10 protein-coding genes and 1 tRNA gene are annotated in these 14,272 nt (G+C 41.4%); 5 read left to right on the top strand and 6 right to left on the bottom strand.

Features of this window, described 5'->3' with window-relative positions:
• Positions 1 to 89 precede the first annotated feature (89 nt).
• Positions 90 to 1,424, top strand: coding sequence for an adenosylmethionine--8-amino-7-oxononanoate transaminase (gene bioA / locus H5114_RS03675; RefSeq protein WP_124015715.1), 1,335 nt, complete (start codon positions 90 to 92; stop codon positions 1,422 to 1,424).
• Positions 1,425 to 1,484: 60 nt separating this feature from the next.
• Here bioA and H5114_RS03670 read toward each other — a convergent pair whose 3' ends face one another.
• Complete coding sequence (locus tag H5114_RS03670; protein ID WP_182722243.1) at positions 1,485 to 2,378, bottom strand: LysR family transcriptional regulator ArgP; 894 nt, start codon at positions 2,376 to 2,378, stop codon at positions 1,485 to 1,487.
• Between the two features lie 158 nt (positions 2,379 to 2,536).
• Here H5114_RS03670 and H5114_RS03665 point away from each other — a divergent pair, with 158 nt between their 5' ends.
• A complete protein-coding gene (locus H5114_RS03665; RefSeq protein WP_182722242.1) occupies positions 2,537 to 3,169 on the top strand; it encodes a LysE/ArgO family amino acid transporter in 633 nt (210 codons plus the stop codon).
• 50 nt (positions 3,170 to 3,219) lie between these two features.
• Here H5114_RS03665 and H5114_RS03660 read toward each other — a convergent pair whose 3' ends face one another.
• Both H5114_RS03660 and H5114_RS03655 read right to left on the bottom strand, forming a co-directional pair.
• Positions 3,220 to 3,819: a glutathione S-transferase family protein gene (locus H5114_RS03660; RefSeq protein WP_182722241.1), complete on the bottom strand. Its 600-nt coding sequence runs from the start codon at positions 3,817 to 3,819 to the stop codon at positions 3,220 to 3,222.
• A gap of 57 nt (positions 3,820 to 3,876) precedes the next feature.
• A complete protein-coding gene (locus H5114_RS03655; RefSeq protein WP_124015711.1) occupies positions 3,877 to 7,299 on the bottom strand; it encodes a PAS domain-containing hybrid sensor histidine kinase/response regulator in 3,423 nt (1,140 codons plus the stop codon).
• A gap of 256 nt (positions 7,300 to 7,555) precedes the next feature.
• Here H5114_RS03655 and acs point away from each other — a divergent pair, with 256 nt between their 5' ends.
• Complete coding sequence (gene acs / locus H5114_RS03650; RefSeq protein ID WP_182722240.1) at positions 7,556 to 9,508, top strand: acetate--CoA ligase; 1,953 nt, start codon at positions 7,556 to 7,558, stop codon at positions 9,506 to 9,508.
• 123 nt (positions 9,509 to 9,631) lie between these two features.
• Here the strand turns inward: acs and H5114_RS03645 are convergent, their stop codons facing one another.
• Complete coding sequence (locus H5114_RS03645) at positions 9,632 to 10,033, bottom strand: hypothetical protein (RefSeq protein WP_124015709.1); 402 nt, start codon at positions 10,031 to 10,033, stop codon at positions 9,632 to 9,634.
• 254 nt (positions 10,034 to 10,287) lie between these two features.
• On the opposite strand from H5114_RS03645, the gene H5114_RS03640 reads away from it, so the two are divergent.
• Together H5114_RS03640 and H5114_RS03635 are read left to right on the top strand one after the other, a co-directional pair.
• Positions 10,288 to 12,039: a DEAD/DEAH box helicase gene (locus H5114_RS03640; RefSeq protein ID WP_182722239.1), complete on the top strand. Its 1,752-nt coding sequence runs from the start codon at positions 10,288 to 10,290 to the stop codon at positions 12,037 to 12,039.
• Positions 12,040 to 12,118: 79 nt separating this feature from the next.
• Positions 12,119 to 12,379: a GrxA family glutaredoxin gene (locus H5114_RS03635; protein WP_124015707.1), complete on the top strand. Its 261-nt coding sequence runs from the start codon at positions 12,119 to 12,121 to the stop codon at positions 12,377 to 12,379.
• A gap of 65 nt (positions 12,380 to 12,444) precedes the next feature.
• On the opposite strand, the gene H5114_RS03630 is transcribed toward H5114_RS03635, so the two are convergent.
• Together H5114_RS03630 and H5114_RS03625 are read right to left on the bottom strand one after the other, a co-directional pair.
• Complete coding sequence (locus tag H5114_RS03630) at positions 12,445 to 13,596, bottom strand: DcaP family trimeric outer membrane transporter (RefSeq protein WP_124015706.1); 1,152 nt, start codon at positions 13,594 to 13,596, stop codon at positions 12,445 to 12,447.
• Positions 13,597 to 14,154: 558 nt separating this feature from the next.
• A tRNA-Lys gene (locus H5114_RS03625) sits at positions 14,155 to 14,230 on the bottom strand.
• Positions 14,231 to 14,272: the final 42 nt, after the last annotated feature.

Below are 14,272 nucleotides of genomic sequence, written 5' to 3'. Positions count from 1 at the left end.
TGTTGGCTAGGATACCCTGAGTCCGTAAACTGTCAACGCAGTAACCATTTCACGCTTTACTAGCGGTCAAAAAACGAGCACTTATAATTATGGCATTTTCCGACACAAACACCACTATCGACTACGCTTTCGATCAACAACACATTTGGCACCCTTATACCTCGATGACCCAGTCTCTGCCTGTATATGGCGTCGTTTCGGCCCAGGGATGTGAACTGACATTAGACAGCGGTAAAGTGCTTATTGATGGCACGAGTTCATGGTGGTCATGTGTGCACGGTTACAGTCATCCGACCATTGTTGCTGCAATGCAACAACAGCTGTCAACACTGAGTCATGTCATGTTTGGCGGCATAACCCACCAACCCGCTATTGAGACGTCAAAACGTTTAGTGCAGATGACCAGCGCCAATTTAACCAAAGTCTTTTTAGCCGATTCTGGCTCGATTGCAGTTGAAGTCGCCTTAAAAATGGCGCTGCAATATTGGCAAGGCCGCAATCAGCCACAAAAACAACGCATTATGACCGTAAAAAGTGGTTATCACGGTGATACCTTTGCAGCGATGAGCGTGTGCGATCCAGACGGTGGAATGCATACCATGTTTGGCAACAATGTGACTAAACAAGTATTTATCCCTGCGCCAACGTCTAAGTTTAATGATCCGCTTAATCAAACCGATACACTCGCGTTAGATGCCGCATTTACACAACACCACCAAGATATCGCCGCGGTAATTATTGAACCCATCATGCAAGGTGCTGGCGGAATGCGTTTTTACTCCCCTGCTTATCTGGTTAAACTGCGCCAACTTTGTGACCAATATGATGTGTTACTGATATTAGATGAAATAGCCACTGGATTTGGCCGTACTGGCACCCTATTCGCTTATGAGCATGCCAATATTGAGGCCGATATTTTGTGTGTTGGTAAAGCCTTAACTGGTGGATATATTAGTCTTGCTGCCACCTTATGCAGTGACGAAGTGGCCTGTGGTATTAGTGATTCACCCGCTGGCGTGTTTATGCATGGGCCCACTTTTATGGGTAACCCGTTGGCATGTGCAGCAGCAACCGCCAGCTTAGACTTACTGCTTAAAGGCGATTGGCAACAGCAGGTAAAAGACATTGAAGCACATTTAACACGCACCTTGCCCGCTGCCATGGCGTCAAAGCAGGTAAAAGATGTAAGAGTGCTCGGCAGTGTCGGAGTAATAGAAATGCTCTCTCCAGTTAATACCGCAGCCTTGCAAAAAGCCTTTGTTGATTTAGGTGTGTGGGTAAGGCCTTTTAGTCGCTATATCTACATCATGCCGCCATATACCATTAGCGCAGAACAATTAACCCAATTAACCTCTGCCATGTTATCTGTTGCCGACACCATTGTCCCCAGTGAAGATAATCAAACTTTGATTAGCCATGGATAATCAAAGCTGGGCTAATCTCAGATTTGGGTAAGACTCAGTTTAGGTAAGACTCTGTTTCGCTTAATCTAATACCGCTTGAGCGTGGGCAACAATCGCATCTGAAACGTCTTTATAAACACCTTTAAGTAAAATCCAATGGTGCCAGTAAAGCGTTTCAGTGATGATATGCTCTTTACATATATGCACTAACTCACCTGAAGCCAGCTCTGGTTTAATTTGCGTTTTTGGCACTAATCCATATGCCGCACCGTGCTTGGCCATGGTCACAAAGGCATCTGATGAACGTACAGTATGTAATGGATATTCACCTTGCGTGAGTCCAAAATGCTGTTGAATGTATCGTGTGTGCATATTGTCTTTATGATCAAAAGCGATACCCGGTGCTTTTCTAAGACTGTCAGCACTAATTCCGTTAGGGAAGTAATGACGACTAAACTCAGGTGACGCAACCAACAGATAGTCAACATTTCCCAGCCGAGCCAATTGGCAACCTTTAATAGCTGTAGATTGCACAGAAATAGCCCCAAAAGCTTGGCCATCCTTTAACCTATTAATCGTGCGGTCTTCACCTTCAATGAGCAGATTAATTTCTATTAAATGTGACTTAATCACCGGGGCTATTGCCGGAATTAGCCAGGTGGCTAAGCTGTCTGCATTGGTGGCAATATGCAAGGTTAACGGTGTTTGGGGTGAATGCGGCATAGCGCTAGGAAGTAAGTCGGCTTCTAACTGCACAACTTGGTAATAGTGTTTTAATAGCTGCTTACCTAAATCTGTGGCTTCAATCGGCTGGCCTCTAATTAATACTGGTTGAGCAAAATGTTGTTCTAACTGCTTTATTCGTTGCGACACCGCCGATTGTGTTAAACACAATACGCCAGCCGCACGCTCAAAACTTTGCTCTTTAATCACACAGCTCAATGCCTGCAGTAATTTATAATCAAGATTACTCATTATTTTACCAACTTATTAAATCCTCTTAAGTCATCGTAGCCAGTATCTTGACATCTTTCATTAATAATTCTTATACAACAGAAAAATTATTAATTTAATTTATACCAAAACTATTGCTACTTTAGCAATTAATTACATTGCTCGTTACTAGGATCCCCATGGCTACCTCCGCATTATTTCAAGGACTTATTCTCGGCTTAGGAATGATTATTCCTATTGGCGCACAAAACTCATACATATTAAGCCAAGGGATAAAACGCAATCATCATTTTCTCGCGGCGACAATTTGCATGTTGTGTGATGTGTTATTAATTGGTCTGGGCATTTTTGGCGGAGGAAAATTAATCGCCAGTAGTGAATGGTTAATGCTACTGATAGGTTGGGGAGGCGTCACTTTTTTAGTTGTTTATGCTGTTCTGTCGTTCAAAAGTGTGTGGAGAAATCAGTATCTCGTTACAACACACATTGCAGCGGCCAATAACCGTAAAACAATTATCGGCACTACATTTGCTGTCACCTTGCTTAATCCTCATGTGTATTTAGATACAGTAATGATACTCGGTAGCGTGGGGGGCACTTTTGATGGCAACGAAAAATGGGCATTTGCTATTGGTACCATGCTGGCCTCAATACTGTGGTTTTACACCATAGCATTTGGTGCCGCTAAACTTGCACCTTGGTTAGGTACGCCTAAAGTTCAACGCGTGATTGATGCTCTAGTCGGCACTATTATGCTTTTTATCGCCTATTCAGTATTTAATACTTTATCAATAATACCAATAATCGAATAGCGGCTGACAACACATGTAAATCAAAAAATATCCATAAAATCAGTAAATAATTAACGCTTCATCGGCACAAAGCTAGCTTGCTGTTTTATGCGAAGTAACCATTTATTAATCTGTGGGTAATGGGTTAAATCAAAACCGCCTTGATGGGCAACATGGGTATAAGCGAACAAAGCAATGTCCGCTAAGGTAAATTGCGAACCACACAGAAAAGGTTGCTTTGCTAGTTCAGCTTCCATAGCCGCAAGCGCTTTATGGCCTTTAGCGTGCAGTGAGTGATATTCAGCTAAGCGATCCTCAGGTAATCCTAAATACAACTGAATAAAGCGTGCAACGGCAATATATGGCTCATGACTGTATTGTTCAAAAAACATCCACTGATACATTTTCGCTTTATTATAAGCATCGGTTGGGATCAACATAGAGCCCTCAGCAAGATACCCGATAATTGCATTCGACTCCGATAATACGCTGCCATCATCGAGTTCTATTAGCGGTATTTTACCTTGCGGATTTTTAGCTAAAAACTCTGGTGTTTGCGTTTCACCTTTAGCGATATTCATTTCTTGCCATACATGCTCAATACCTAACAGATTCAGCACCAACTGCACCTTATAACAATTACCCGACATGCTATCGCCATACACAATCATACTAATATCCTTTTAAGGTGATGTTTAATCTCAGCAATACTGCCAAAATGGGTAAACCTACTTTTTAACTAGACTCGAAATTAACGCTCGCAATGCAGCAGGTTTAACCATTTTAGCCATGTAGTGATAACCCTGCCTTTCGACATCTTCAACCAAATCTTTATTGGTATTGGCAGTAATTAATATCCCTGGTAAATGCTCCCCATAACGGCTGCGAATACCATTCATGGCATCGATACCGTTTTGATCATCATCTAAGTGATAATCAGCTAACATAATGTCTGGTGCCACCCCTTTAAGGCCTAACTTAATCCGTGCATCGGCAAGATCTTTGGCACAAATAACCTCACATTGCCAACGGCTTAATAATGATTCTAATCCCGCAAGAATGGCTTCTTCATTGTCGATGCATAGCACTTTAATTCCCGCTAAAGGCTGCAATAGTGTTGGTAAAGGTTTATTGCTTGTTTGGCTGATGGTTTCACCTATGGGCACAGAAATAGAGAATATCGAACCGCGACCTAAAGCCGAACTCACATGTATTTGATGATCAAGTACCTTACTGATCCTGTCAGCAATCGCTAACCCTAACCCCAAACCACTGACATTACGGCTACTAGGATGATTGAGACGTTTAAACTCTTTAAAGATTTCTTGTATATCAAACTCATTAATTCCACAGCCAGTATCCAGTACTTGGATCTCAATAAAATCACCTCGATGACGGCAACCAAATAACACTTTACCGCCTCGAGCATAACGATAAGCATTGGTTAAAAAATTCTGTAACACACGTCGTAATAAAGAAGGATCGGAGTTAACTGTCGCAGTACAAGGCACCATTGAAAACGAAATTTGACTATCGGCAGCCATAGCATCAAATTCAATGGATAAACCGTTAATGATCTCTGCAATCGCAAAATCACGACGGTTAACCTCTACCATGCCAGAGTCTAGCTTAGAAATATCGAGTAAATCGGTTAGTAATTCACCAGCTGTTTTTAGCGAACTATTGACATGAGTCAATGTGGTACGTGCTTCTAAATCGAGATTTGGATATTGCGATAATGATGCAGTAAATAATCTTGCAGCATTTAACGGTTGCATTAAGTCGTGACCCACGGCAGCTAAAAAACGCGTTTTTGACGCATTGGCGAGCTCTTCTTGTGCTTTAGCCTCTAATAATTCGCTATTTGATAACGCCAGTTCATAGGTTCGCTCCTGTACCCGACTTTCCAAAGTTTCATTAGCTTCCAGTAAAGCTTTTTCCTGTAAACGATATTGGGTGATATCAGTAAATGTCATTACAAAACCACCATCAGGCATAGGATTGCCTTGAATTTTTATAACCTTACCATCCTGGCGAGCACGCTCAGAAGTATGAGGAGTTCCATTTCGCATATGTTGTACCCGCACTTCAACTTGGTTTTCAATGTCTCCAGTACCACAAAAACCGCGCAGAGCATTAAACCGCACAATATCAGCTATTGGCATACCTTGTTGTAAAAAGCCTTCTGGGTATTGATACAATTCAACATAGCGATAATTCCACGCAACTAAATTAAGATCTCTATCAACCACACTCATACCTTCATAAGCGTGTTCAATTGCACCTCGCAGCATATCTTGACTTAAAATAATTTTAGAAGAGGCCTCATCCACTAAATGGAATACCTCATCAAGAGCCAAATCACGTCCTTGTAAAACAGAGTCCATAACCAGTGAAGCACTTGATGCGCCTAACACACCCGACAACATGTGTTCCGTATGAGCGATTAACTCTTCTGGAGCCGTTTTGTACCAACTGTCACTTTTAACCGCATCTGCCGAAAAACGGCTAAAACTTTCATAAGCACGAGTAGGACTGACAAACCGACTGGCCAAAATTAATAAATCTTGTTGTGAAATAGGCCCTTGGCGTTTTTTAGCATCTTGCTTTGATGACCAAGGTTTGACAAAGTGACTCGCTTGAATACGCTCAGCAACGCCCGCTCTAAACCATATAGAACCCAGCACATAGCAAAAAATATTGGCTAATAAGGCAATCAAAGTATCGCTAATATTGGGAGTGATTGAATTGAACAAACCAGAGTCTGCACCAATCACACGGGCTTCACCGGCACCTTGAAGTAAAATAAAACACCAAAGACTAAAACCAACAGCAAGGCCTAGATACACTCCCGCTCGATTACCGTGTTTCCAATACAATCCCCCCACTAACGCAGGCGCTAATTGAGAGAATGCGCCAAACGACATCATCCCCAGATGTGAAAGTGAATCACGGTCGGTAAACAGCAAATAGCTTAAATAACCAAAACCTAAAATCACCACAATCGATAAACGACGTACATTTAATAACAGTTTAGAAAACTGACTAAAATTCTTTTCTCGTATTTGTCCTGTTCGCAACAGAAATGGCACCAACCATTCGTTACTCACCATCACGCTAATAGTCACCACCGCCACGATCACCATCCCAGTCGCGGCAGACAAACTACCCAGTAATGCGACAACAGCTAATACAGGTTGATCAAGCGCTAAAGGTAAATTAATCACATAGGTATCAGCTGACACTGAATCACCTAAAATCACCTTGCCGGCGAGTGCCAATGGGGCAACGAACAAGCCAAATAAGACTAAATATATTGGAAATATCCATCGCGATTTTCTTAAAATATGCTCGCCACCGCACTCGACTACCATCACATGAAACTGCCTTGGCATACATAAGAACGCCGCCATACCAACAAATAACTCAGGTAGGAAAGACTCTAAACGGATATGACTATTTTGGATCAATGCTTTATCTGATGCTTGTTGCCAAATATCACCAAAGCCATCAAAGACCCCAAAACTAATCACGGCACCGACAGAGATAAAGGCTGCCAGTTTAACCAGTGACTCAAAGGCAATCGCCACCATCATTCCTGGATTATGTTCAGTAGCATCTAATTTACGAGTACCAAATAAAATGGCAAAAATAGCCAATAACATGGTAATCAATAATGGCACAGCGACAGGACTCAGCGGATTGTCAGCAGGTTGAAATAAATTAAGACTAAACACCATGGCTTTGAGTTGTAACGCGATATAAGGCATGATCCCGAACAAGGCAATTAGCGTAACCAACGCCGCTAATAGTTGTGATTTACCATAGCGGGCAGCAATAAAGTCGGCAACAGAAGTAATGTTTTGCGCTTTAGACACCACCACCATTTTTCGTAACATGCCAAAGCCAAGGGTAAACACCAATATTGGGCCGATAAAAATAGGTAAAAAAGACCATAAATCATTGGCGGACTGGCCAACTGTGCCTAAAAAGCTCCAGGAAGAACAATACACAGCTAAACTGAGCCCATAAATCCATACTTGGGCTTTTTGGTTTATTTTACTAAACCACCTCTCAGCGCCCCACGCCAAAATAAACAGCAATGACACATAACACACCGCAATCACGGCAACGATTAAGGTTAAGTTCATGAAACGTCCGATATCACTTTATTATTATTAAAAATCTGTTTTATTTTTACCTAAAACATCGTGTATTGAACATAAAACAACCTACACAATAGAATCATCATAAATAACAGACTAACTCTGTAGCAATTATAACCATATTAACACGTGCAACAGACTAAATATTAAGGATATTTTAAAACTAGACCAAGGTCTAATAGTGCTGATAGCCTGTTGCAGATGATACTTTAACCACGCCATTTTTAGAAAGGGAAGCCCCATGACCCCGCAATCTCTTTACAAAGTTCCGAGTGACATTGCAGAAAACGCACTGGTTGATAACGATCAATATAAGAAAATGTACCAGGAGTCCATTATTAATCCAGAAGGTTTCTGGAGAGAACACGGCAAACGTATTGATTGGATCAAACCTTATACCAAAATCAAGCAAACGTCTTTTGATGATCATAACCTTTCGATCAATTGGTTTTATGATGGCACGCTCAATGCGTCTTCCAATTGCTTAGATCGCCACCTTGAAGAACATGGCGATAAACTAGCCATTATTTGGGAAGGTGACGATTCCAATGAGCAACGTAAAATTACTTACGCCCAATTACATGCCGATGTGTGTAAATTTGCTAACGCCCTTCGAAGCCAAGGTGTTAATAAAGGCGATATCGTCACCATATACATGCCTATGGTGCCTGAAGCGGCAGTCGCTATGCTTGCGTGTGCTCGCATTGGCGCAGTGCATTCAGTGGTGTTTGGTGGTTTCTCACCCGACTCGATTGCTGCAAGGGTGATTGATGGTAAATCAAAAGTCTTAATTACTGCCGACGAAGGTGTTCGCGGTGGCCGAAAAATTCCGTTAAAACGCAGTGTGGATGAAGCCATATCAAATCCAGATGTCACTTGCGTCGAAAAGGTCATAGTACTTAAGCGTACTGGTGGGAGCATCGATTGGGTTGAAGGCCGAGATGTCTGGTGGCACTCACTCATGGAAGTCGCTTCAGAATTCTGTCTACCCGCTGAAATGAATGCTGAAGACCCACTCTTTTTACTTTATACCTCAGGCTCTACTGGTAACCCTAAAGGTGTGCTGCATACTACCGGTGGTTATATGGTGTATGCCTCAATGACACACGAATATGTGTTTGACTATAAAGCAGACGAAGTATATTGGTGTACCGCAGATGTAGGTTGGATCACTGGTCATTCATATATGGTCTATGGACCATTAGCGAATGCCGCGACGGTATTAATTCATGAAGGTGTACCTAATCATCCAACTCCGGCTCGATTAGGTGAAATGATTGACCGTCATAAAGTCAATATTCTCTATACCGCACCAACCCTAATTCGTGCACTAATGGCTGAGGGCAAAGAACAATTTAGCAGCTATAAAGGCGATTCATTACGCATTATGGGATCAGTGGGCGAACCCATCAATCCAGAAGCATGGCGTTGGTACCATGAGGTGATCGGTCATGAAAACTGCCCTATTGTCGACACTTGGTGGCAAACTGAAACGGGCGGTATTCTGATAAGTCCTCTACCAGGTGCTACAGATACCAAACCAGGCTCAGCAACTCGACCTTTCTTTGGTGTACAGCCTGCGCTAGTCGATAACATGGGTAATATTGTAGAAGGTACCGGTGAAGGTAACCTGGTTATCCTTGATTCGTGGCCAGGACAAATGCGCACCGTTTATGGTGACCACGATAGATTTGCCTTAACTTACTTTAAAACGTTCCGTGGCATGTATTTTACCGGTGATGGCGCGCGTCGTGATGAAGATGGCTACTATTGGATTACTGGTCGTGTTGATGATGTCATTAACGTATCTGGGCATCGCTTAGGTACTGCTGAAGTGGAAAGCGCGCTAGTGTCGCATGAGCTCGTTGCTGAAGCGGCTGTTGTGGGTTACCCGCATGACATTAAAGGCCAAGGTATTTACGCTTATGTCACCCTCACTCGTGGGATTGAGCCAACGGAAGAGTTGCGCCAAGAATTACGTCAATGGGTACGCAAAGAAATTGGCGCCCTTGCGACACCGGATCTTATCCAGTGGGCAAGCGGTTTACCGAAAACGCGTTCTGGCAAAATTATGCGCCGATTCCTTCGAAAAATTGCCGCTAATGAAGTGACCAACTTAGGTGATTCCTCTACTCTGGCGGATCCTGCTGTAATTGATACGTTAATTGAGTCACGCCTAAACAAAACTGAGTAATATAAACTAACTTGTAATACCTTATCCACCCGAGAAATCCTGACCAATTTCTCTTTTCGCCCCTCACTGAGGGGCATTTTTTTTAACTGAGATTAATGGACTGAACAGTTTTATTCGCTATGACTAATTGTTTAAGGTTTTAGGCTGTGGAGCATAAGAGGTCTCAATAGTTATGTCATATAAATGATCGTTTAATGTCACCTTGTAACTGGTTGATTGGCCCACTTTAAGACTGATTGTTTTGTCTCCTAGTAAATCCGAAGCGTCATTAGATTCATCACGTAAACTGATCAACAAATTGACCTTATTATTGCTATTTTCTGTCGACACGATTGTCACACCATAATCACCTTCAACATTGAGTGACACAGTATCATTTAATCCCATGACAATTTTGGATGCCGAAGTGGTTAAATCTTCAGAATGCTTCACGCTCTCTTCAATAGATAAACCTATGACTAAAGCGTCTTCAGCAACGGCGATGTGGCTAACCATAAACAGAGCGGCTAACAGTAAACGTTTCATAAAGTGTTTTTCCTGATGGCAATACATTATTATTTTTTTATAAGTATCATCTGACTGTGTAAATGAATTTACACCAACTTATATAAAAAAACAGCGCTTATCTCGCAAAAATACTATTAGCGTGTATTTATCACCTTTAGCCATGGTTTATTGATTTAGCTTTACCATAAATAAGCGCTCATTCATCACAATATGGTTTATCAATCCTTGCCTATGTTAAGCTTTATCCAAACCAGAATAATACTACCAATAAATTGAAAGACTCATCTGTTAAACCTGCAAAGATAACCCTACGTGATTACCAACAACAATCCGTAGATGCTGCTGTTGCTCATTTTAAGCAAAGCCAACAATCAGCAGTATTGGTTCTTCCTACCGGTGCAGGCAAAAGTATCGTCATTGCCGAACTAGCTCGCATTGCTAATGGTAATGTACTGGTGCTAACTCACGTAAAGGAATTAGTCGCTCAAAATGCCGAAAAGGTAGGCTTACTGACTCAAGAAGCAAATATCTATTCTGCCGGATTAAATCAAAAGAAAGCCAATGGTAAAACGGTAGTGGCCAGCGTTCAATCAGCGGCTCGTGCCCTCACAAAATTTACCCAACCCTTTTCATTAGTGATTATCGATGAATGTCATCGAGTGAGTAATGAGTCTACGAGCCAATATCAACAATTGCTTATTCATCTTAAAGCGCAAAATCCTAATATAAAATTACTTGGATTAACGGCAACGCCTTATCGTTTAGGTTTAGGCTGGATATACCGTGTGCATTACCATGGAAAAGTAGGCAATACTGACACCGCTGTTTTTGACAAGTGCATTTTTGAACTACCAATGCGGCCATTAATTAATAAAGGTTATCTTACTAAACCGATTATTTTTGACGGACTGAGTGCCCAATATGATTTTGATGATCTGGAGCCAAATGACAGCGGAGAGTACCCTCAAATGGCAATAGACTCCTTGCTTAATCATCAAGGCCGCGCAACCACAGCAATTATCAAACAGGTGAAGCAACTTGCAGCACTGCGCAAAGGTGTATTGATTTTTGCTGCAACCGTTAGACATGCTAATGAAGTGATGGCGCTTTTAGACAAAGATGCTGCGTTAATTACCGCTAAAACGCCCCATAACGCACGTGATGAGATCATTCAACGCTTTAAGGCCCAAGATCTGAAGTACATAGTCAACGTAGCAGTGCTCACTACAGGCTTCGATGCGCCACATGTTGACCTTATAGCGATATTAAGACCAACAGCGTCAGTGAGCCTATTCCAACAAATGATTGGTCGAGGTTTACGCTTAGCAGCGGATAAAACCGATTGTTTAATCATCGATTACGCCGCGAACGGCTATGACCTCTTTTATCCTGAAGTTGGCCAAGCTAAGCCCAATAGTAAATCAGTGCCTGTTCAAGTGCATTGTCCTGTATGCCAATTTGCAAACATCTTTTGGGGGATAGTGGATGGGGATGGCGATATAATTGAGCATTATGGAAGACGCTGCCAAGGATTAATCAGTGACAACCAGCAATGTGACTTTAGATTCAGGTCAAAATCATGTCCCGACTGTGGAGCTGAAAATGATATAGCGGCACGTATCTGTAACGCCTGCCAATCAACCTTAATTGATCCTGATAAACGCTTAAAGCAAGTACTTAACGCTCAGCATCACCATTTATTCAAATGTGAGCAAATGCTATTACTCGAGCACGACAACAAGTTACTTATTCAATATATTGATATTGAGGGTAATGATTTTAAGCAGACGTTTAACTTTTCGACACCAGCACAACGCAAAGCATTTTATGCGGTATTTGTACTAAGCCACACTCGCACGCCAGGTCTTAAGCATCCTCAATATAATAAAGTAGCAGATGTATTGGTGGATCAAAGCCGATTTAGAAAACCTGATTTATTATTGCTAAAGAAAAACAAATATCGTTGGGATTTAGTTGACGCATTTTTTGACTATCAAGGCAAATATAAAATCGATATGAGTTAAAACAAAATTAATTGTGTTCAAATACCATTTGAAAAATACATATGGTATAAATTGCCAAGATCATTAAACAGGAGTCACCATGTTTGTAGTTATTTTTGGCCGCCCAGGTTGCCCATATTGTGTTAGAGCCGTTGAGTTATCAGAAAAGTTAGCGGCGCAAAGTGCGGATTTCAAATTTAAATATATTGATATTCATGTCGAAGGTATCACCAAAGCAGACTTATCAAAAAGTGTCGGCAAAACGGTTGAAACTGTTCCACAGATCTTCATTGACGAACAACCAATTGGTGGTTGCACTGAATTTGAAGCCTATGTTCGCCAAAACAATCTACTTAAATAAGTATTAAAAGCTTCAAATAAAAAAAGGCAACCAATAAGGTTGCCTTTTTGTTATCAGTTTATAGGCTAAATAGCGTACTTAGCTGAGAATATAATCCGATTCAAATCACCGTCAAAACCATCTTCGCGCTCATTCAAAGCATGCATATATTCAACCCCAAATGTGAGTGGCTTTGAAGGCGAGTATAGTAAGTTAACATAGCCAGAATAAGCTTCTTTATTAACAGCCCCGCCAGTAAGTGCAATATCATTGTCTGCAGTGAAACCTGAAACCGTCAAGCTAGAACGCCATTGTTCTGACCACCAATGACGGTATGCGACGAAACCACCATAGGATTTAATCGCTTGGATCTCACCATTGGAATCAAGCACACCAGCATTAGCATAGTTAAGCGCCATATAACGCCCTAACCCTTCCCCATAAGTTGCGGTAAATTTAATATCATCTTTACCTAAAGGTATAACACCGGCAAAGCTAACACCATAACCTAACTCAGAAGTATCGTACTGGGTTGCTCCAACAACTTGCTCTAAATCTAATTGTCTTACAATAGCAGCTACTGAAAATGCAGAACCACTAGCAGCACTGAAGTTATAACGTCCGACAAAATCCGGCACAACGCCGCTACCACTGGTGATTCGGCCTCCACCGCCAAAAGGTGTTACAGTCGTTTCAGGATTTTCAATTGAAAATTGCCAATTACCACTGGTATAACGTAATTGTGATTGTCTAACGAAAGGTGTTCCTTCAGCGGCACCGACAAAATCTAGATTCTCCGGTAAGGCGCCTGGATTTTGAAACGTGGTCCAAGTCTGACCGACTGTCCAATTGTCATAACTGACAAATGCATGACGTATACGAGGAGAGTAACTGTTAGAGACTCGCTCGTTACCGTCAGTATGGGTCATAAAATCAAGTTCAATAAAACCTGTGAGTTTATGGCCATCAACATCAGTAACTGTTTTAAAGTTAAAACGTGATTCCCGCGCTTGAAAATCGACAACTTGCTGGCCGTTTCCAGATGTCCCATAAATAGTCCCTGGCACATAAAACTGACGTGACAACGAACCAGATTCTGGCGCCCCATTGCCATAATCACTAAACATTACATCGGCTTTAATGTAGCCACCAAAGGTCATATCGGTTGCAGCATGAGCTCCCCCACTCATCGCTAACAAAGCGCTTGCAACATAAAGACTTAGCTTTTGCTTTCTCATTATTATCTCCCTATTGATATTGTTCTAATCTTCAGCAATATGAACCAATCAACAAACAGATAACATTAGCAATAGGTCTATAAGACAAAAGTAGACAAGTAAATACTTATAATTGAACTAATACTTAAGGTTAAATCATTTTTCTATATCAAATTAATGACTCTACATGACAGTAATTTAAAAGATTAATGACCTAAAATTGTAGGTCATTGCACAATAAATTTAATCAAAGTAAGTATTTAATAATCGTGAGCATCGAATAATTGTATGGTAGGCCCGCATCAGTGAATGGTTTGAAGCGATGAGCTAGAAAATATTTATGATCAAATTCAATGGCGATAATTTTTTGATTTAGAGTACGAGGGATTTGAGATATTTTAAAATAACTTGGGGAATAATGCTAAATTTGTGGTTCATCTAGAACTCGAACCTTCGGCTAATGGGTTGACAGAAAACTGTTGATATTTAAATGGCGAAAAATTCATTGGTCATATTAGCCGTTGAATAATTGACTATTCTTTGATGATCTGGGAGTTTAACTCGGAGAGGTCTAAAAAGTGGTGGGTCGTGAAGGATTCGAACCTTCGACCAATTGGTTAAAAGCCAACTGCTCTACCAACTGAGCTAACGACCCATCTTGGTTTTGCAAGAACATCTATTCTTACTGGGGAAAAAG

Source organism: Shewanella sp. SR43-8, assembly GCF_014163775.1.
GTDB lineage: Bacteria > Pseudomonadota > Gammaproteobacteria > Enterobacterales > Shewanellaceae > Shewanella > Shewanella vesiculosa.
Note: the sequence above shows the minus strand (reverse complement) of the source record. Positions and strands in the feature narration are given on the sequence as shown.